Raw genomic sequence first — 21,027 nt, 5'->3', positions numbered from 1 at the left:
GTGACTTTATGAGAAGTCGCGATCGTCCTCGCCGCGAGAACGATGCGTCCGCCGGCGAGCCCGCTCCCGCGGACGGCGCGGTTCGCTGCTATCACGCGGATCGCGGCGTTCACGGTCGCGCGGGTCGTGGCTCTCAGGAGTTTCGTTCTGCCCAGATTCCGAATCCGCTGCGGTTTCGCCGTCCTCATCGTCTACCACGGCGTGCAGGGAGAGCTTGCCGCGCTGGTCGATTTCGGCGACCTCGACCTGAACCTGCTGGCCGACCTGGAGCACGTCCTCGACGTTTTCCACACGTTTGCCGCCGACCAGGCGACGAATCTGGGAGATGTGTAGCAAACCGTCCTTGCCAGGGGTCAAGGAAATGAACGCCCCGAACGTGGTCGTCTTCACCACGGTACCCACGAAACGTTCGCCGACCTCGGGCATCTGGGGGTTCGCAATCGCGTTCACGGCGTCACGAGCGGCCTCGGCGGCCGGACCGTTATCCGCCCCGATGTACACAGTGCCATCGTCCTCAATGGTCAGCTCGGCGCCGGTGTCCTCTTGAATCTGGTTAATCATCTTTCCTTTCGGACCGATGACCTCACCAATCTTGTCCACCGGGATGTTCACGGTGAGGATGCGCGGAGCGGTCGGAGCCAGTTCATCAGGCCCGTCAATAGCGGCGTGCATCACGTCCAGAATCTTTAGGCGAGCGTCGCGGGCTTGACCCAGGGCGCCCTTCAAAACGTCGGCGGGAATGCCGTCGAGTTTCGTGTCCAGCTGCAGGGCGGTAATGAAGTCCTTGGTGCCGGCGACCTTGAAGTCCATGTCGCCGAAGGCATCTTCTGCGCCCAAGATGTCGGTCAGGGTCGCGAACTGGGTGCCATTTTCGCCCGGTTCACTCATCAGGCCCATCGCGATGCCGGCAATCGGGGCGCGCAGCGGCACACCCGCGTTCAACAGGGACAGCGTGGAGGCGCAAACCGAACCCATCGAGGACGAGCCGTTCGAGCCCATAATCTCGCTGACCTGGCGAATCGCATAGGGGAACTCTTCGCGAGCCGGAATGACCGGCTCTAGGGCCATCTCCGCCAGGTGCCCGTGGCCGATTTCGCGGCGCTTGGGGGAACCGACCCGACCGGTCTCGCCGGTGCAGTAGGGCGGGAAGTTGTACTGGTGCATATAGCGCTTGTGCGTCAGCGGGGAGAGGTTGTCCAACTGCTGTTCCATGCGCAGCATATTCAGCGTGGTCACGCCCAGAACCTGGGTTTCCCCGCGCTGGAACAGGGCCGAGCCGTGGACTCTGGGCAGCACCTCGACCTCGGCGGACAGGGAGCGGATATCTTTCAGCCCGCGTCCGTCGATACGTTTGCCTTCGTGCAGCACCCGGGCGCGCACCAGCTTCTTTTCCAAAGCCTTAAAGGCGGCCTTCAGTTCCTTTTCCTGTTCCTCGAACTCGCCGCCTTCCACCGCGAGCTTCTCGATGGCGGCATCGCGGATTTCAGTTTCGCGATCCTCACGAGTCAGCTTGTCGGCAATCTGGATAGCCGCGGTCAAATCAGTTTCTACCTCGGCTTTCATCGCCTCAAAGTGGTTGTCCTCGTAGTCGGGGAACAGCGGGTATTCCTGGGTTTCCTTGGCAGCCTTGGCGGCCACTTCGGATTGAGCGCGGCACAGTTCCTTAATGAAGGGCTTGGCCGCGTCCAGCGCGCTGGCCACGAAGTCCTCGGTCGGAGCCTGTTTGCCCTCTTGAATCAGGTCCCAGGCGTACTCGCCGCCGCCGGCTTCCACCATCATGATGGCCACGTCTTCTTCGGGGGTGCCCTCATTGACGACACGACCGGCGATAACCATGTTGAACGTGGATTGTTCCATCTCGGGGTAGGTCGGGAACGCCACCCACTGCCCGTCAATCAGGGCCAGGCGGGTGCCGCCGATGGGACCGGAGAAAGGCAACCCAGCCAACTGGGTCGCCATCGAGGAGGCGTTGATCGCCACCACGTCATAAGCGTGGTCGGGGTGGATTGACAGGACGGTGTCGACGACCTGGACCTCGTTGCGCAGCCCTTTTACGAAGGCCGGGCGCAGCGGACGGTCAATCAGGCGCGCCGCCAGGATAGCCTCGGTGCCGGGGCGGCCTTCGCGACGGAAGAACGATCCGGGGATGCGTCCCGCGGCGTATTGCTTTTCCTCGACGTCTACGGTCAAGGGGAAAAAGTCGAATTGATCTTTCGGTTGCTTACCAACCGTGGTGGCTGCGAATACAACGGTTTCCCCGTCCAGGGTGACCATTGCCGAACCGGCAGCCTGCTGAGCCAAAAGGCCCGTTTCAAAGCGCAGGACGCGCTTGCCAAATTTACCATTGTCGATGACGGCTTCCGCAGCCGTGATTTCGGGTCCCTCCAAGGGATCCCCCTCTCTTTGTTCAGCGCGGCGGTCATCGATCGAGGCCCACTGGGCTGGCTCTCCGCAAACCTCACCGGGAAAACCGGGAGACTCGCGGATGGTCCAGGAAGCCACTACCGAGGACCGATTAACGCTGGATTCCTACATATATCAGCCGGAAAGTACCGGCATGAAAAGAAAGCTGACCGGTATCCGGCCAGCTTAGTTGCTATTTACGCAAACCGAGGCGCTCTTTGAGGCTGCGGTAGCGTTCGATGTCGATGTCCTGCAAGTAGCCCAGCAGACGCTTGCGCTGGCCGACCAGCAGCATCAAACCACGACGGGAATGATGGTCATGTTCGTGAGTCTTAAAGTGCTCGGTCAAGTCCTTAATCCGCTTGGACAACAGGGCGATTTGCACTTCGGGGGAACCAGTGTCCCCGGGATGAGTCGCGTATTCGTTGATGATTGCTTGCTTTTCTTCCTTGGTCAGTGCCACAGGTTCTCCTTTTGTACTCGTTGCGCGCAGCGCCCAGGCTTTTCCTGGAGCATCGGTAGCGCGGCCGACATGACGGCTGTACAAGTTTAGCAAACACCCCGCATTCAAGCGAATTTTCTTTGTTTTTCAATAGCGCGGGTCGGCGCGGTATCGCTCGTGGGGGTCTCGCGGGGGACCTAGGGGGGTCACGGACCCCCCCCACGTTTTCGTTGCAAGGCAACGAAAACACACCCCCTAGTCCCCCGCCTGAGTACCCCCACTTTCGCTCAGCCGCGCCGTATTGCGAGAAACGTTGCACTTGCGGGGCGGGTTTTTTGGGAAAACTTGAATTTTTAGCTGGGCGGGCTGTTTAGCTTTAGGGCTGATTATTTGGCAAGAATCAATTTGCCGAAAGGACGGTTGGTTTTGGCTCCAAGGGCTTCGTGAGCTTGGGCGACTTTGGCGAAGGGGTACGTTTCGGCAATAACCGGGCGGATTTGGCCAGATTCGACAGCGGGCCAAACGTATTCACCAACTGCGTGAACCAGGTCAACCTTGGTGTCCGTATCTAACGCGCGAATGGTGGAACCTTGCAAGGTGGCCTGTTTTTGCAAAAAATATGCCAAATCGATTTCCCCGTGTGCTCCCTTTTGCAGTCCAATAACGCTTAAACGTCCTCCGGTCTTTAAAAGATTGAGATTCGATTCCAGCCCTCCGGCCCCGCTGACATCCAAGATCAGGTCAAACCCCAAACAGTCAGTCACGTCCTCGAACGCTTTTTTCAACGATTCTTCGTCACGGTAGTCCGCCACACCGTCAGCACCCAGCAGGGTCACTTTTTGGCGACGGGCTTCGTCCCCGGCGGTGGCCGCCACGTTGGCACCCAGCGCCTTGGCCAGTTGCACCGCAACGGTCCCGACCCCACCGCTTCCGCCTTGAATCAGCACGCTGAAGCCAACTGGGTAGCGCCAGCTTTCCCCGTACGGATCGCGGCCTGCCAGGAAGCCATCGTGCGGCCCATCCATCCAGGTTATCCGTGGTTCCAAGTTGACCAGGTTGTGCCAGGCCGTTACCGCTGCTTCCAGGAGGGCAGCCCCCGCGACATAGCCATTGAGACGCCCTGAGACGGGCAACGGCAAAGCTAAATCCGCGTTAGCGACACAGAACTGCGCTTGTGCCCCGCCCTCGACCAGAGCCACCGCGGCGCGACCCAGCCACGCCGAGTCAACGCCTGGTCCCACCTCCACGACGGTGCCGGCGGCCTCTAGCCCGAGCGTATTCGGTGCCCCGGCAGGGGGCGGATAATGGCCTGCCACCTGCAACAAGTCCGCTCGGTTCACTCCCGCGGCCGATACTTCAATGAGAATCTGGCCGGCACCGACCCGGGGACGGTCGGCCTCGACCAGGACCGGCACACCGTCAACGCCCTGCACTGCCCACATGAAAACCCCCTTGCTTTAAGTCTTTTCCAAGTCTAAAGCAAGGGGGTCGATGAAGTTAGCGAAGCAGCCCCGTGGACGTTATCCTTTGCCGTGGTCGATATAGGCTCCTGTAGAATGCGCTCCAGTCGTGGGAAGGCTCACGTCGCTGGGCCAGAAAAGACTGTAAGGCTTAAAGGTAACAGACGCCCGCACACCGTCGTATCCACGCCACGACTCCATGACAGCCTTGGGATCGGAGGTGTCCGCGAGCAAGACTATGTCAGCCTCGCGCGGATTAGTGGGGGCGCCTGGCCCAATATCCGAAGCATAGGAAATGTCGAATACCGCCGGTTCATCCAAAATGAGCACAGCGTATTCGTAGCCAGCGAGCACTTCGGACAACTCCGGTACATACTGGTGGTTCTCCATCTTGATAAGTTCCTTGGCACTTAGTATCCGAATGAGGCCTTCAAGCTTAAAACCCACGTTATTGGTTATGTAATGCGGATTACCGGGACCATCCGCACCTAAACCAACGCCGGCTGCCATAGCCAAAGTGCTCTGGGGCAGCACACCTTCTCCTCCGATAAACACGATCTTGTTAGCGCCCATAGACACGATTTGCTGGAAAGTACCTCCACCACCGGGGGGTGTCAGCAGGATAAAACCGTCCTTGGATGCCCCCGCCACCATCGCATCTTTCAGGGCGGTTCCCGACGCCACGTAGGCGACCTTTCGGGCCGGATCGTTGGCGGCAAACTTGGCGATTTCTAGGGCTGTGAGATAACGGTTCGCCCCCGCAAAACGTTGGGTCGCCGCACCGTTAGCGATTGTTTGGAGTACTGCGTCGGGAACCGCGCCCGGTCCGCCCAAAGCCACCAATTGTGCGCCGCCCGGCTGGCTCGCCGGCATCCGCATCGCCACGAACTGCTGTGCGGCACTGATGCTGGCCTCGTTCGTGTAGGTGATGATGGGTCCGTCACGCAGCACCGAACCGGCTACCGCGTCGGGGGAACCGGAACCGGCATTTTTGGTCAGATACATCCGGTTGGTGGGGCCGTTTACCTGTATCCAGCGGTCAGCGATAGCCTGTGCGGTCGCATTGCGGTCAGAACCAGCCAGGCGTTCCACGTTTTCTGCGCCGCAGGTTTGCCGGGCTTGCTGGGCAATGCTTTCAGGAACCGCGCCCGGTCCACCCAAGATTACGATGTGGCCGGGTTTGACCCCGCCGAGGTTCAGCTGTTTCCCATCGGTGAGTACCACAGGTCCGTCCCCGATAGTCGCCGCCGGTAGGGCATCCACCGGGTTACGGTTCGCGGCCACATAGACCACAGGCCAGTTTGTCCCCCAGGTGTGCTTGGCTACCGCCAGGGAGGTTCCCACCCCGCTGGGTCCCGCCAAACGTTCATAGTTCAACCCTTCTGCCTGAGACTCGCTGACGGCAACCAGGGCCATCATCGCTAAAGTCAAGGCTCCTACGGTGCCGGAAATGGCTCCGCGCTTTACCCATGCCTGCATGTCTGTACCTTTCCGTTGCAACAGTCGTTACCCAATCAGCCTATTGAGGCAGTTTGGTTAACTGAACACCCAAAAGGGTGAAAGCCCCGCCCTTTCCCCGCGCCGGGACAGGGGGCAAAATCGGAGCGGATAGCGTCATGCTAAGGTTGAGGGGTGCAAATTTTTCGTGACAAACCGTCAAGTTTCGGGCCGAGTGTCGTGACCATAGGTACTTTTGACGGTGTTCACACCGGACACAAGCGAATCATCGAGAAAGTCGTGGCGCTGGCTCACGAGCGCGAGGCGACCTCTGTTGTGTTGACGTTCGACCCGCTACCTCGCCAGGTTCACCATCCCGACCCCAAGAATAAGTTAATTTGTTCCCTGCCAGACCGACTGACCCGCATTGAACAGCTGGGGGTGGACGCGACCTGGGTTCAACAATATGACCTCGATTTTGCAGCCCAGTCCCCCGCCGAGTTTGTCCAAAACTACCTGGTCGCCCCCCTGGATCCCCTGGTGGTCGTCATCGGGGAAGATATGCATTTCGGATCTAAGAACAGCGGAGATGCCCAGACTTTACAGGAACTGGGGGAACAGTACGGTTTTACCGTCGTGACGGTGTCTAACATCGTCGATCCGATTTTTGGACGCCGCTGGTCCTCGTCTTGGGTGCGCGAGCTACTGGCCCAAGGCCGGGTTGACCAGGCAGCTTATGTTTTGGGTCGCGCCCATTCGGTGCGCGGTACAGTCATTCACGGCAAACGGCGCGGGCGCAAACTGGGATTTCCCACCGCTAATCTGGACGCGGAGTTTGTGGAGGCGATTCCCGCCGATGGTGTTTACGCCGGTTGGCTGCGGATGCCTTACCCGCCGCACTCTCAGAGTCCGACTTCACTAGAGGTGGTGCCCGCCGCCATTTCGGTGGGAACTTCCCCGCATTTTGGTGACGTGGGGCGCACTGTGGAAGCTCACGTTTTAGGGCGCGCAGACTTGGATTTGTACGGGGAAGAAGTCGTGGTCGAGTTCGTGCATCGGATTCGCGACAACCTGGCTTTTCATTCTTTGGACGCACTGCTGGAGCGCATGGATCGCGACCTGCTGGAGACGGCCGTGGTCCTGGGGGTTCCGAAATCCCAGCGTATCGACCCCGGCGCGGTCACAGTCTGAGTGAGGCGGATTTGTCAGCTTTGTTTGGTATAAAAGTTCCATGGTAAACAGTGACACCACCCGCAAATTTAGCCGGAAGACCGCAGCGATTCTGCTGGTGATGAGCGTGACCTGGGGGTTGTCTGGCTGCGACGATGCCGCCGGAAAATCTGACGCCAAAGAAATTCCTACCAAAACCTCCCTTTTGAACGTCACACCGAAACCGACCGCAACGCAGCCCCCGGACATCACCTTTACCGTCGCGGCCACGGGCGACGCCCTGACACACGATGCCCTTATGCCCGATGTGTCGCGCGACGCCGCGGGAAACACGCATTTTACAAATTTGATGGCTGGCATCAAACCGTTTCTCGAGGGGGCTGACCTGACGATTTGCCACCAAGAGATTGCTTTTGCCAAGGACGGAGCCCCCTATCAGGGATTTCCCAATTTTGCTATGCCTACGAGCTGGGCGAAAGATATGAAAGACTTGGGCTACGACGGCTGCTCCACCGCTTCCAACCACACGACTGACCAGGGCATTGAAGGCGTCTATCAGACGCTCAATGTGTTGGAAAAAGCCGGCATGGGAGCCACCGGTTCTCGGCGCAGCGCGGAGGAAAAACCTTATCAGATGTACAGCTTGACCAAAGACGGACGCACCATCAGGATTGCTCACCTGTCCTTGGGCTGGGGAAAGCTGGGCGGGATGCCCTACATTAGCGAAAAGCCTTGGCTGGTCAACGTAGACGATATGAGCGACATTCTCAAGTGGGCCGCCCAGGCTCGCCAAGAGGGCGCCAACGTGGTGATTTTGTCGGGCCATAACGGGTTGGAATATGAGTTGCAGCCCTCCGGCTGGGCGCGTAAATGGGCGCAAGAAGCAGCCGATAGCGGACTGATTGACCTCTATATCGGTCATCATCCGCACGTTCCCCAGGGCATTGAGAAGCTACCCGGCGGTGTGGACGGCAAAGGTATGTGGACGTATTGGAGCGTAGGGAATGTCATTTCGGATATGCGTCCCCTGACCACGATGCATACGGATTCGGAACAAATCGCCTGGGCCACGATTAGGGTTCCAGCTCAGGGCAACGCCGAAGTTATCTCCGCCCAGTGGGTGGCAATCGGGCTGGAACCAGATTCACACATGGTGGTGCCGCTAGCCGCGGCCGCGCAGGGACAAACTCCGCCTGGTAGCGCCATGAGCGCGAGCAAAGCCGCGCGGTATCGGGAGTTTTTGCAATCCCTGGTGGGGCCCGAAACTCCTGAACTCACCGAGCCGCCCGCGGTGCCCTCCCCCGCCAAAGTCGAAGTACTGCCTAAGCAATAGGCGTCCCGATTGCTTCTGCATAGCTTTTCGGCTTTGGCACGAGGCCGGTGCGGAAGGGTTACTGGGATTCTTGCAGTTTCGGGTCGCGCTTCAGGTATGCCCTGGTTTCGCGGGCAATCAGACCGGAAGCCAGGATGAGACCAATCAAGTTAGGCAAAGCCATCAACCCGTTCGTGACATCCGCCAAGGTCCACGCCACTTTTAGCTCCGTGATGCAGCCCACGAAAACAACTATGGCAAACAACAAACGATAGACGACGACGGCTCGGAGGCCGAACAAACGCTGTACACAGCGTTCCCCGTAGTAGGCCCAGCCCAGCACGGTGGAAAACGCAAAGAACACCAGGGAAACTGCCACCACAAAGTGGCCCTGGCCGCCGGGGAAACCGATGTTGAAGGCCTGGGCAGTGAGGGGCGAACCATCCAGCGCCTGCCCGTTGGCATCGGTCTCTTGCCAGGCTCCCGTAACGACGATGACCAGCGCCGTCATGGACACCACGATGATGGTGTCGATGAAGGTTTGCGTCATGGACACGAGCCCTTGCCGGACCGGTTCGCGAGTACGCGCCGCAGCCGCAGCAATCGCGGCGGACCCCATCCCGGACTCGTTAGAGAAAATTCCGCGCGCCACCCCGTACTGGAGCGCCACCATGAACGTGGAGCCCACGAAACCGCCCGTCGCGGCACTGCCCGTAAAGGCATCGTGAACAATCAGCGCTAGGGCGCCGGGGATTTTCGTGGCGTACAGACCCAGCACAATCAGTGAGGCTCCCACGTAGAGAATAATCATTATGGGGACAAAAGCCGAGGTCACCCGGCCGATGGATTTCACTCCGCCCAGCAGGACGATACCTGTCAAAGCCGCCATGAACAGGCCGGTCATCCACGGATTCACCCCGAAAGAAGCCTGTAACTGGGTCGCAACCGAGTTCGCTTGGGTCAGGTTGCCGATACCGAACGAGGCAATAATCGCGAAAATCGCAAAGGCGATGGCTAGAGTCCGGCCCAACCACTTCACTTTCGTGACGTGTTCCAGGTAGTACTGCGGACCGCCGCTCATCTCACCTTTGGCATCTTTGGTGCGGAAACGTACCGCCATGAAGGCTTCGGAGTATTTCGAGGCCATACCCAACAGTCCCGTGACCCACATCCAGAACACCGCTCCGGGTCCGCCAATGTGGATAGCGGTGGCGACGCCGGCGATGTTTCCGACCCCGACGGTAGCGGCCAGGGCGGTAGTCAGCGCTTGGTAGTGGGAAATGTCGCCCTCGATGGTGTCGTCGAGCGGTTGTTTCCCCTCGGGACTTTCCCCGGTGCCCTCGTCACGTTTCAGCAGGGCGAGGTGCATGGCGGGACCGAGTTTGCGGAACTGGATTCCCGACAGCCGAATGGTCAGCCACAATCCGGTTCCCAGCAGCAGGGGAATCAGGACAAACGGCCCCCAGACGAAAGAGTCTATGGTGTTGAGAACCTCTAAGAACTTGTCCATAGTTTATTGCCTCAATATTTTCGGAAACGAACTTGTGGCAAGTTTAGCGAGTGAGTCCGGTTATCCATAATTCGGCACCATTGTCCACTATTCGAGACGGGCGACAAGGCCGGTGGATGGGGGCGGTGCTTTCGGCCGGTTACCGCGCTGTCAGCAGGGCGCCAAGCTGGTTCGCCACGCCTCGTGACACCGCCCCGGCACCGCCGGCGATGGTGTAAGAAACCTGCGGATGAGCCTGCACGAAACTTTGCAGGTTCACGTCCAGGGCGGCCGGGCGGCTGAGCAAAATGGCTTGGTTTTTTGCGTGCGCGTAGCCGGAGCCAGCCAAACCATCAGCAAACACGCTACCGGAAGCAATCAGATACCCCGTAGCGTTAGGAAAGAAGTTTTGGGCCAACAGGGTGGAGGTCTGGAAACGATCTTTACCCACGATGTTCTTAACCTCACCCACGGCACTGCCCCACGCCATATCAGCGTTGGCGGCTGTGGCAGCCCTGCCGCCTACGCCCCAGATGCGCAGCTTGCCCCCCTGCTTTACCATCGTATTCGCCAGGTTAGAAATCGCTTGGAGGGTAGTTGGGGGAATGCTGTTCGAGCGGGTAAAGAGGATGACACCGTGGGTGTTTGCCACGGCGGGACCGGCGGCAATGGCGTCGGGAATGTTGGGGTCGCTGGTGGCGTCGACCAGGAAGACGTCAAGAATCTTTGTGCTGGCTACAGTCGACGCGTTTTCCTGAGCCGCCCGAGCCGCGACCCGGCTGGCCGTGTCGAAGCGGTCCTGACCCACCAGGTCGGTAATGGATATCCCCGCTTGCTGCAGTTCAGCGCGTTGGGCAGCCGAGAGTTTTACTCCCCCGCCAACCACATAGAGAGTCTTGCGCTGTGAAGCCTTAATGGCAGAAATCACAGCCGGTTCCACCGGGTTGGACAACGTGAGCAGCACCGTCGCGCCTCGTGCCCCCACCAAAGCCGCCGAACTCAAAGCATCCGGAGCGAGCCGCCCGGTGGTCAGCGCAATCGCGTCCCCGCTGGTCCCGCTGGCTGCGTGCAACGCCAAGGCTGTCGAGACACGGTCGGCTCCGGCAATCCGATTCAATCGAGATTCATAAGGATATTCAGCCGTGTTTCCTGAAGCTGCCCCCAAGGTCACCCCAGTGATGTCTTTCAGCCAAGAAGCTAAGGGAATCACGGAACCAAAGTAAGCACCCTGATCATTGCCCCCAATCAAAGTACCTATGACCTGGTTACCCACCACCAGGGGGCCGCCAGAGTCCCCATGTTCAGTTTTCACACCCGGCCACGAAGTCTTGTAGCTAAGCTGACCTGGAGCGCTGGGAACGTTGCAGTTCGCCGCAAATTCACCCTGTTTATCGCCCTTAACCACCGTGAAACAGGTCGAGACAATTCGTTGCGACGTAGACAGGAGGGCATTAGTGGTGCCGCCCCAGCCATACTCCACCGCCACATCGCCGACGTTGGCTTGCCCGGAGGCTAAAGTGACGGGGGGGATGGTATAAACCGGGGTCTGCAGGTGCATAACCGCGGCATCATACTGGGGGTTGGCTTTGTAATCGTTCACGGCACTGGTCAACTGCCGGGTCGGCCCAAAACTAATGTTGATATATCGGGGCTTATTGGCCACGCAATGTCCTGCGGTCAAAACCCAGGAGGGATCAATGAGCACTCCGGTACAAATTGAACCGGTGTTGTCCCAATTGCTGATACTGATAAAAGCCACCCAGCTGGCCTGCGCGGCGCCTGGAGCAGCCCCTCCTCCAATCATCAAATCGCCGAATTCCCAACCGGGATAAGAATCGGTCGCAACGGAGGGCTGACCACTGGCGGCGGAGGTGAAGTTATCAGGAAGTTCGGGAAACTCGCTGGTCTCATCCGCGGCCGGGACCTCCGCTGCCGCGGTACTGGAAATGGCTGGGGTGTGAGATGGCGCAACAGGGTTGGTGAAACTCATCTGGGCAGGACCGCCGAGCAGGCCCAGAAATCCTAACAAACCGAGCATAACCATCGGCCACCATGATTTGAGATACGTGTTCTGTGTCATTTCTTCACTTCCCCAAGATGAAATCGGCTCCTAACTAGTTTATGTCTTTACTGGTCAGGAATTTGCAGGTCTCAACACCCAAATCGGTTTCAGCTCGTCGTTTTCCAGCTGCACCAGCGCGACGACACGTTTTTCACCCGTGTCTGAGTCGGTCGTCGCTTCGGTCACAGCCAGCAGCGAACGGGTGGATGCATTTTGGATAGGGCTTGTCGTCTCCAGGGCGGTGGCGGCGGCGTCACGGATTGGGCCGGTCAGCGATTGCCCGAAAGACAGCGCCCGCACCTGGGCTTCGTCGCCGGGCAGTGCGGGGAAAATCCCCAAGATTGCCGCATCCAGCCCTAACGGACGCAGCACCCCGCTGCTCTCGACTTCTGTCCCCAGCTCGGACAGGCTTTGCGCCTGGTCCAGCCCGTATGAACCGACCGAAATGCGTCGCAACGCCGTCAGATGCGCCCCCACTCCCAAGTCCGCTCCGAGGTCCCTAGCTAGGGCGCGCACGTAGGTTCCTGCTGAACAGTGCACCAGAAGTTCCGCATCAGTAACGCTTACCGAAGGGTTTGAGTCGGCTCCCGCCACCGTTTCGACGACAGGAGTGCCTCTCAGCTCGAGCCGGTGAATGGTCACCGGACGAGGCTGGATCTCCACGTTTTTGCCGGCACGCGCCAGGTCATAAGCACGTTTGCCGCCAATCTTAATGGCGGAAAACTTGGCGGGGATTTGGTTGACCGGCCCGCGCCACGGCACTAAAGCCGCCGCGATGTCCTCCGGGGATAATACGGCACCCGCACGAGCCGTGACCTGACCCTCGGCATCATCAGTATCCGTAGAGATACCAAACCGCACCCGGGCGGTATAGACCTTGTCATGGGCCGTTAGGTATTGCAAAAGACGCGTGGCTTTACCGATGGCGCAAATGAGGATTCCCGTGGCCAGCGGGTCCAGGGTGCCGGCATAACCGACTTTCTTTTGCCCTGCCAACCGGCGAATCCGTGACGCCACCGCGTTGGAACTCAACCCGCGCGGCTTGTCCACAATGACCAGTCCGGGCGGACAGGTTTCGCCCCGATGCAAATCCGCGGGACAGTCGGGCAAGAAGTCCGGCGCGTCAAACATCGCAGCCCGCCCGGGGAACCTCGTGAACCCACCGCCCCGCGCCGGCCACGTCCCTCGGACCGCACCCGATGCGGGTCCGTCCGTGACCGGACATCAGACCGGAGGCGTTAGGATTCCTGGTCATCTTCGGACTCACGGGGAGTTTTGTAGGGATTGGCTTCCCCGGCATACTGGGTGCCTTTACGGGCGGCCAGCTCGGCATCAGCCGCGCGAGCCTCCGCCAGCGCCGATTCCAAAGCCGCAGCTTGCTGGGGCACCGGATCGGCCACAAATTCCAAGGTCGGAGTCAGGCGCGTGCCCAAATTCTTGCCCACGTGGGAGCGAATCAATCCCTTCGCGGACTCCAAAGCCGCGCCGGAAGCGGTTCGCTCCGTGTCACTACCATAGGCCGTGTAATAGACTTTGGCGTGCTGCAAATCGCCCGTGACCTCGACCGAAGTAATGGTGACGAAACCTAATCTGGGGTCTTTAATCTTGCCAGCCAACATGCTGGCCACCGTGGTCAAAATGTTCGCGGCGACTTTTTCCCGCCGGGTGTCATCCATGGTTTCTCCCATCTTCGTGTGTTGTCCCGGCGCCCCGGCCACGCCTGGCGGTAAAACGCCGCAGGCCGGCCAGGGACCCCGGGTTTGGTTAGGGATATTAATCGCGCGGAATCTCGCGCATTTCCCAAGTTTCGATGCGGTCGCCCACCTGGATGTCCTTGAACTCCAGACCGATACCGCATTCGAAACCTTCGCGAACTTCGGTGACATCGTCCTTTTCGCGGCGCAAGGAATGCACCTCTAGCTCTCCGTTGACGACCACACCATCGCGAACCAAGCGAGCCTTAGAGCCGCGCTTGATGGTGCCCGACTTAATCAAGCAGCCCGCGATGTTGCCGAACTTGGAGGACTTAAAGACCTGGCGAATCTCGGCGGAACCGAGTTCGTGTTCCTCATAAATCGGCTTTAGCATACCCTTCAAGGAGTTTTCAACGTCCTCAATGACCTGGTAGATGACGGAATAGAACTTCATCTCCACGCCTTCGCTGTCGGCCAGTTCCGCCACGCGCTCGGCAGGACGGACGTTGAAGCCGATAATGATGGCGTTGTCCACGGTCGCCAAGTTGACATCGTTTTGGGTAATCGCGCCGACACCGCGGTGAATGATGCGCAAGCCGACTTCCTCGCCCACGTCAATCTTCAGCAGGGAGTCCTCCAGAGCTTCGACCGAGCCGGACACGTCGCCCTTGATAATCAGGTTCATCATGTCGACCTTGCCGGCCTTCAGGGCTTCATCGAAGGATTCCAGGGTGACGCGCTTGCGGCGCTTGGCCAGCAACGCAGCGCGTTCCGCAGCCGCACGTTTGTCTGCAATCTGGCGGGCCGTCCGGTCGTCTTCGGCGACCAGGAAGTTATCGCCGGCTCGCGGCACCGAGGTCAGACCCAGCACCTGCACCGGAGTGGAGGGGGTGGCCTCCTCCACGTTTTGGCCACGCTCGTTGAACATGGCACGCACCCTGCCGTAGGCAGTTCCCGCCACGATAGCGTCGCCGACACGCAGAGTACCGCGCTGCACCAGCACGGTAGCGACCGTGCCGCGTCCCTTGTCGAGGTTCGCTTCAATGGCGACGCCGCGGGCAGGAGCGTGTGGATTGGCCTGCAGATCCAGCACCGCGTCAGCTGTCAGCAACACTGCATCCAACAAATCCTCAATGCCCATCCGCTGTTTAGCCGAAATCGGCACAAACATGGTGTCGCCGCCGTATTCTTCGGGCAACACGCCGTATTCGGACATCTGGGCTTTGACCTTGTCCGGATTCGCGGTAGGTTTATCAATCTTGTTGACTGCCACCACTATCGGCACGTTTGCGGCCTTGGCATGGTTGATAGCCTCCACGGTCTGGGGCATCACCCCATCATCAGCGGCGACCACGATAATCGCAATGTCGGTGACCTGGGCACCACGGGCACGCATCGCGGTAAAGGCTTCGTGACCCGGCGTATCGATGAAGGTCAGTTTGCGGCCTTTATCAGCCTTTTTCAGGGTGACCATATAGGCGCCGATGTGCTGGGTAATTCCGCCATACTCGGTATCAATGACGTCAGTATTACGGATAGCGTCCAGCAACTTGGTTTTACCATGATCGACGTGGCCCATCACCGTCACGACCGGAGGTCGGGGTTCCATAGCCTCAATGTCATCGAGTTCTTCGGCTTCCAAATCAATATCGAAGGATTCCAGCAGTTCGCGGTCCTCGTCCTCCGGCGAAACCACCGTAATTTCGTAACCGAGTTCTGCCCCCAGCAACTTGAAAGTGTCCTCGTCCAAAGACTGATTAGCTGTGGCCATCTCGCCCATGTGGAACAGCACGGTCACCAGCGCGGCAGGATTGACGTTAATCTTTTCTGCAAAATCGGCGACAGATGCTCCGGAACGGATCCGAATCTCTTGGCCATTGCCTTTCGGGACGGTGACCCCGCCAATCACGGGCGCATTTTGCTCCTCGATTTCCTGACGCTTAGCCCGGCGGCTCTTGCCTTTCCGGGATTTGCCGTGACCGAAAGCACCCTGGGTAAAGCCGCGCCCGCCGCGACCGCGAGGCGGCGAAGGCGGACCGCCAAATGCGGGAGTGCCGCCAAAGCCGCCGGCTGCCAAAGCCTCAGGACTGGTGCGAGAACCACGACTGCTCCGTCCACCACGTCCTGCGGGACCGGAGTCACCGCGGGGCGAACCCAGGCGGTCTCCCGGCTTGGGACGCGGACCGCCGCCCTGCCCCGGACGGGGAATCCCCTGGCTCATGCCTTGGGCGGAAGCGAACGGATTGTTGCCCAGCCGTCCCCGGCGCGGACCCGGCTTCGCTTTGATTCCACTGGTGCCGCCGGGACGCGGCATTCCCTGAGCGGAAGCGAACGGGTTGTTGCCCGGACGCGCACCCGGCTTGGGAATTGAGGCGCCGGGTTTGGGAATATCGGGGTGAGCACTGGGTTTCGCCTGCGGCTTGGCAGGGCTGGGACTCGGTGCTGATTTCTCTGGTTTTGGCTGAGGAGTAGCGGAAGCAGCAGGAGAGGAAGCCGCCGGTGCGGGAGTCTCTGCGTCCAAAGTGTCTGGTGCGGGCGCAGTCTCCGGGGTCGGCGACTCCGTAGCGCTGGCTGGCGGCGTCGATTCCGCATCAGCAGCAGGCTCCGCGGCCGACTTCTGACTTTTCGAGGTTGTCTTGGCAGCCGGCTTCTTCGCTTTCGCAGCCGCTTTTTCGGCTTTCTTGGCGGCTTCCGGGCTAAACTTGCCCAGCTTTTCCTTTTCAAAGCGTTCCATCATCCGCTTCACAACCGGGCTTTCCACCACGGAGGATGCAGACTTTACGAACTCGCCGGCATCTTTCAGATACGCCAGCATTTCTTTGGATTCAATACCGAGCTCTTTTGCAAGCTCGTGCACGCGCATTCGTGCCACTTTTCTCCTGTCCTTCGCCACCCCACCCGGCGAAGGGTGAGAATGGATTAATCGTTGGTACTCATCGGGTACTCATCGGGTGCCCAACATCTTCCAACCCGCTCCTAGGTCATTGCGAACACAGTGCCGCGGGATAATGAAATCCACCAGTAGCAAAGTATCCTCAGCTAATAAGTTCATGTGCCGGAACGCGGCTGTTGGAGCCGCGAAAAGCACCGCTCTTGATTATACCCGACTTTTCTCTATGCATTTGAATCGGGGCCTCCAGCCCGGCAAACTACCGGGCAAAAGATTGGGGTGGAACCGTCCGTGACGGCTCCACCCCCTAAGTTATTGGCAGATCCTTGAAATCAATACCAGCCACGGGCACAGAAATTCGCCCAGGCAGCAGCGGGACTGCCGTAGCGACCCTTGATGTAGCTCAATCCCCAGCGGATTTGAGTGGCCGGGTTCGTCGCCCAGTCTGCACCGGCAGAAGCCATTTTGCGGCCGGGATTAGCCTGCGGAATCCCGTAGGGACCACCGGGGCGTCCAGCATTCGTACGCCATCCAGATTCACGAGCCCACAGCTTGAACAGGGGCTGCATCTGATCCGGTCCCCAACCGAACTGACCCAGCATGTCGTAAGCGATGCCCTGCGCAGTGCCGGCTCCCCACGGATTAGCCGCCCGCGCCGCGGCTTCCTGGGCTGCCTTCTCAGCTGCGGCCTTTGCAGCTGTCTCGGCCGCCTGCTGCTCACAGGTTTTCGCCGCGAAATTGTCGGCAATAGCGCTGGTGCCACCAATAGCGGTGAGATGTTTTCCACCCAGGTCTTCCAGCACCGCTTGGGGCGCACAGGAAGTCTGAACCAACACTACCGAAGCATTATTTTTCTTTGCCAAAGGGGCCAAAGTCAGGGCATCGACCGGGTTCTTGCCATTGACCAACAGATAGTTTTGCGAGCCGATAGCTTGCGCGGCGGCCAGCGCGGTGGTGTAACGGTTATCTCCGGCTATCCGGGAAACTTTTTTCCCGGTCAGTTCTTCAACCTGAGCTTTAGTTTCCTCGCTCACGACCGCGGTGCCACCAATGATTGTGATGCTTTGGGGATTCAACTCAGCAATAGCCTGAGAGCCGTATTTGCCCAGCTGATCCGGCTCAGCCAACAAGAGGTTCGCTTCCAGATTGGCCGCGTAGGACGTGGCGGCCAGAATGTCTACCTCCGAGTTGCCGTTGGCGATAACCACGGGAGCATCCGCTTCGCCTTCCAAAGCGACTTTCGCGGCCGACTCGTAACGGTTAGTTCCTCCCAAAGAGGGAGCATCCGGGCTCATGACCGCAGACTTGTCATCGTTTGCTGCCTGCAGTGAACCAATGAGGCCATCAGGCGACTTATCGCTGACCAACACTGAACTCAAATCAGTTGCCTCAGACACCGCTTTTGATGTCTCATAACGATCTACACCAGCCAAACGAACGCTGGCACTGACAGTTTGATTTGTAATAGTTGCGGAACCCCCATCTTCCGCATTGGCAATCGGGGTAACCCCCGCTACTCCGATTCCAGCAATTGCAAATGAACTTGCCATCAGTTTAGAAATATTCATGATTGACCTATTCGACCGGCTCATTTGACCCAGCCAAATGCCCTCCTCATTTATTGAACGTTTCGCGACCCCACGCCGCGACGATTGATTATAACGTTTTGGTAACAACCATGTCCATTTTGGCGATTTTAAAGGCTTTCAACTGCGGATATACCTTCACAAGAGCGGTCCCCAACGTTGCCGCGCCTCCCCCGGAAACGCCGGCGCGGCCCTTGTGCACAGACAATTCAGCCCTCCGGGAAGAACCTCGGAGGGCTGGATGCGAAACCCCTCGCGGGGTTGAAAATCTAGGCCGGTGCGCCACCATTTTCGGTGTCGGAATGGATGTCAATCCCCCAACCTGTCAGGCGCGAAGCCAGGCGGGCATTTTGACCTTCCTTACCGATAGCCAGGGACTGTTGAAAGTCCGGGACCACCACTCGCGCCAGCCGCTTGGCCTCATCGATGACCCGTACCGAAATGACTTTGGCCGGGCTCAAAGCATTGGCCACGTAAACCGTAGGATCTTCGGCCCAATCCACGATGTCGATTTTTTCTCCGTTGAGCTCGTTCATAACCGCCCGGACGCGCGAACCGTTCGGGCCGATGCACGCCCCCTTGGCGTTGATACCTTTTTCGGTCGCCCGCACGGCAATCTTGGTGCGGTGTCCCGGCTCGCGAGCCACGGATTCGATGACGACTTCTTCCTTGTCGATTTCGGGCACTTCGCGTTTAAACAAGCCCTGCACCAAGCCGGGATGAGTTCGAGACAGCTCGATATGCGGGCCTTTCAAGCCACGCGACGCCGCCAAAACGTATACGCTCAGCCGCACTCCGTGCTGGTATTTTTCGCCAGGGACCTGTTCGGCCGGTGGAATAATGCCTTCCACATCTCCCAGATTCACGGTAACCAGCTTCGGATCGCGCCCGGAAGTCACCACTCCGGAAACGACTTGACCGACACGATCCTTGAAATCTCCCAGAACAGCTTTGTCTTCTTCCTCCTGGAAACGTTGAATAATCACGGATTTCACCGTGGCTGCGGCGGTACGTCCAAAATCTTTAGGAGTAATCTCGGACTCACCCAGCTCGTTGCCGTCCTCGTCCAGCTCCTTCACCAAAACTCGCACCTCACCGGTCTTGCGATCAACCTCAACCCGTGAATGATCTTTTTCAGCACCCGGCTGATTGCGGTATGCCTTCAAAAGCGCTTGCTCGACCGTGTCGATAAGCGAGTTCATATCCATGCCCTTTTCGGCTTCCACCAGGCGCAATGCAGACATGTCAATTTGCATGATTCCTCCGTATTGATTTGTCGCTATTTATTTTTTCGCCCGTTGCGCTGGGACCCCCGAGGCTTCCCAAACAAAATAACGGTACGTACCGATTCTATGTCCTCAAAGGGATAAACCGTAACGTCTCCATCGTCATTTACGCTCAGCCCGGTTTGCATAACGTCGGTCAAGATTCCGGTGTGGACCTGCCCGCCGATACGCACTTCTACATCCTTACCGAGAGCCCGGCGCGCCAGCCGCAGATTCGTCAGCGCGTGTTCGGCGCCAAGCGTGGAAATCTCAAGGGTATAGGCACCTGGCAGCGGATCGTTTGCGTCCAGAGCGGCACCGATGGCGCGGCTCGCTTCCTCCAGCTGCGCGCTACCCAAATCGGCCTGCCCATCGGGTAAATCCAAACCAATCGCCACGACCCGCTGATGTTTCGGGCCGGTGAGGGCAATTTTTTCCAAATACAATCCGGCAGCATCTATGACCGGGCTGATGACCTGGATAATTGCGGCGACACTGGGGTCTGCCGAGGTATGCGGCTGAGCTTCTGTCTTTATCTGCAATAGTCTCCCCTTTTTTTCATTCCCTCAGAGTTGCCTGAGCGGGTGGATGGGGCGGGGTATGAAACAATGGGTTTATGTTTTTATCCCCGTCCCGTTTCCTGAAACTAAGTCTATGGCTTGTGGCGGGGTTTGCGCTGACTGGATGTGGACTGCGCCTGGACACTCCCCCCGATGCCCTGCCGGAACTGGATGCCGGCCAAACCGGGATTTCCGCCGTTTCACGCGCGGAAGCCGCCATCGGCATCGGCAGCGAAAAGATGGCAAACGACGCCTCACTAGCCCCCGGGGTGCGTGAAGTGATTGGGACGGTACGCGAGCTATCCGCGACCCGTCTAGCAGCCTTGGGTGGGGTCTGGCAACCGTGGCCGCAGGGAACCCCGGAGGGCGCCGACCCCGGACCTCAACCTTCCCCGGCTCCGGGCAGCGTGGAGGACCTGATACAACTCCTGGTAGATACGGCCGCAACATCCTGCCAGGCGGGGGCACGCGCTCCCCACGCTAACGACGCGCAGCTCCTTACGGCCTTGTGCGCCGCCCAGCAGCTGGATGCCTCTCACGTGGCGGGAGCCGCGGGACACAAACTTCCCGAACCAACAGTGCCGGTAGACTCACTGGCAGGGACGAACCCCGAAGGTTCCACTGAACCCATAGCCGACCGGAAAAACCTGCAAAATCTTAAAGAAGCGCAGACCGCTCTGGATTTTGCTCGTTTCCGTATGGAAGTGGCGGCCGCTCATCTGAGCGGGAATGACCGGCAGTGGGCTTTGCAAAGGGCGGATTCCCTAGCTTGGGACGTGCAGTCGCTGGTGGACGGGGGCGTGGAAGACGTGCGTGCCGCCCAGTACGCTTTGGATTTTTCCCAGATTAAGACAACCCCGGACGCGATTCGTCTCATCAATCAGGCTGATGCCGATGCTTTCGCGGCTCACCTAAAGATTATCGAACTCATTTCGCCGACCGGCGCGGCCTCGAAAAAATCACCAGACCAAGCCCTGTCAGCGTTACGTCAACCCTGGATTAGCGCCGCCAAAGGCGATGTGACTTCACAAAATCGTTTCGGCGTTCCCCCTTCGCAAATTTTTGTGCAGCTATGGCCATAACCTGTGCAAACGTCAGTTCCAGTCAGGTTTTCCACCCGAAAGGGCACGACATATTAGCGAAGGGCCACCCTAAAGAAAGATTAAATTATTAGTAAATATATAATCAAAAGATTGGAAAACTGCACGGTTTATAGCACAATAACAAAACAACCATTAGGATTACCGAGTTCCGAGA

At 58.9% G+C, this 21,027-nt stretch carries 15 protein-coding genes; 3 read left to right on the top strand and 12 right to left on the bottom strand.

Annotation, left to right across the window (positions count from 1 at the left end; translation table 11 throughout):
- Positions 1-6: 6 nt before the first annotated feature.
- The 4 genes from RQ935_RS07840 to RQ935_RS07825 form a co-directional block, all read right to left on the bottom strand.
- Positions 7-2,502 carry a polyribonucleotide nucleotidyltransferase gene (locus tag RQ935_RS07840; protein ID WP_311497889.1) on the bottom strand — a complete coding sequence of 832 codons (2,496 nt, stop codon included), beginning with the start codon at positions 2,500-2,502 and terminating at the stop codon, positions 7-9.
- A 94-nt stretch (positions 2,503-2,596) separates the two neighbouring features.
- A complete protein-coding gene (gene rpsO, locus RQ935_RS07835; RefSeq protein WP_282921900.1) occupies positions 2,597-2,866 on the bottom strand; it encodes a 30S ribosomal protein S15 in 270 nt (89 codons plus the stop codon).
- Between the two features lie 365 nt (positions 2,867-3,231).
- Positions 3,232-4,287 carry a zinc-binding dehydrogenase gene (locus RQ935_RS07830; protein WP_311497888.1) on the bottom strand — a complete coding sequence of 352 codons (1,056 nt, stop codon included), beginning with the start codon at positions 4,285-4,287 and terminating at the stop codon, positions 3,232-3,234.
- Between the two features lie 78 nt (positions 4,288-4,365).
- Positions 4,366-5,784 carry a cell wall-binding repeat-containing protein gene (locus RQ935_RS07825; protein ID WP_311497887.1) on the bottom strand — a complete coding sequence of 473 codons (1,419 nt, stop codon included), beginning with the start codon at positions 5,782-5,784 and terminating at the stop codon, positions 4,366-4,368.
- Positions 5,785-5,937: 153 nt separating this feature from the next.
- Here RQ935_RS07825 and RQ935_RS07820 point away from each other — a divergent pair, with 153 nt between their 5' ends.
- Both RQ935_RS07820 and RQ935_RS07815 read left to right on the top strand, forming a co-directional pair.
- Positions 5,938-6,933: a bifunctional riboflavin kinase/FAD synthetase gene (locus RQ935_RS07820; protein ID WP_311497886.1), complete on the top strand. Its 996-nt coding sequence runs from the start codon at positions 5,938-5,940 to the stop codon at positions 6,931-6,933.
- 40 nt (positions 6,934-6,973) lie between these two features.
- The gene (locus RQ935_RS07815) at positions 6,974-8,245 is read left to right on the top strand and encodes a CapA family protein (RefSeq protein WP_311497885.1); all 1,272 of its coding nucleotides are present in this window, start codon (positions 6,974-6,976) and stop codon (positions 8,243-8,245) included.
- A 58-nt stretch (positions 8,246-8,303) separates the two neighbouring features.
- Here the strand turns inward: RQ935_RS07815 and RQ935_RS07810 are convergent, their stop codons facing one another.
- From RQ935_RS07810 to rimP, 8 genes are all read right to left on the bottom strand, one after another.
- Entirely contained in the window at positions 8,304-9,734 is a 1,431-nt protein-coding gene (locus RQ935_RS07810; RefSeq protein WP_311497884.1) for a sodium:alanine symporter family protein, read from the bottom strand.
- A 139-nt stretch (positions 9,735-9,873) separates the two neighbouring features.
- Positions 9,874-11,793 carry a cell wall-binding repeat-containing protein gene (locus tag RQ935_RS07805; RefSeq protein ID WP_311497883.1) on the bottom strand — a complete coding sequence of 640 codons (1,920 nt, stop codon included), beginning with the start codon at positions 11,791-11,793 and terminating at the stop codon, positions 9,874-9,876.
- A 54-nt stretch (positions 11,794-11,847) separates the two neighbouring features.
- Positions 11,848-12,906, bottom strand: coding sequence for a tRNA pseudouridine(55) synthase TruB (gene truB, locus RQ935_RS07800; RefSeq protein ID WP_311497882.1), 1,059 nt, complete (start codon positions 12,904-12,906; stop codon positions 11,848-11,850).
- Between the two features lie 107 nt (positions 12,907-13,013).
- On the bottom strand, positions 13,014-13,451 hold the full coding sequence (rbfA, locus tag RQ935_RS07795) for a 30S ribosome-binding factor RbfA (protein ID WP_295027438.1): 438 nt from the start codon (positions 13,449-13,451) through the stop codon (positions 13,014-13,016).
- A 97-nt stretch (positions 13,452-13,548) separates the two neighbouring features.
- Positions 13,549-16,332, bottom strand: coding sequence for a translation initiation factor IF-2 (infB, locus tag RQ935_RS07790; protein ID WP_307741457.1), 2,784 nt, complete (start codon positions 16,330-16,332; stop codon positions 13,549-13,551).
- Between the two features lie 359 nt (positions 16,333-16,691).
- Entirely contained in the window at positions 16,692-17,927 is a 1,236-nt protein-coding gene (locus RQ935_RS07785; RefSeq protein ID WP_307741437.1) for a cell wall-binding repeat-containing protein, read from the bottom strand.
- A 287-nt stretch (positions 17,928-18,214) separates the two neighbouring features.
- On the bottom strand, positions 18,215-19,201 hold the full coding sequence (nusA, locus tag RQ935_RS07780; protein ID WP_307741438.1) for a transcription termination factor NusA: 987 nt from the start codon (positions 19,199-19,201) through the stop codon (positions 18,215-18,217).
- Positions 19,202-19,224: 23 nt separating this feature from the next.
- Positions 19,225-19,752 carry a ribosome assembly cofactor RimP gene (gene rimP / locus RQ935_RS07775; protein ID WP_307741440.1) on the bottom strand — a complete coding sequence of 176 codons (528 nt, stop codon included), beginning with the start codon at positions 19,750-19,752 and terminating at the stop codon, positions 19,225-19,227.
- A gap of 74 nt (positions 19,753-19,826) precedes the next feature.
- Here rimP and RQ935_RS07770 point away from each other — a divergent pair, with 74 nt between their 5' ends.
- Positions 19,827-20,852: a hypothetical protein gene (locus RQ935_RS07770; protein ID WP_307741442.1), complete on the top strand. Its 1,026-nt coding sequence runs from the start codon at positions 19,827-19,829 to the stop codon at positions 20,850-20,852.
- The last annotated feature ends 175 nt before the right edge of the window (positions 20,853-21,027 follow it).

The sequence above is a fragment of the uncultured Mobiluncus sp. genome (assembly GCF_963511525.1).
In the GTDB taxonomy this organism is placed as follows: domain Bacteria; phylum Actinomycetota; class Actinomycetes; order Actinomycetales; family Actinomycetaceae; genus Mobiluncus.
The sequence above is the reverse complement of the archived record's forward strand: the minus strand, read 5'-3'. Positions and strand labels throughout refer to the sequence as shown.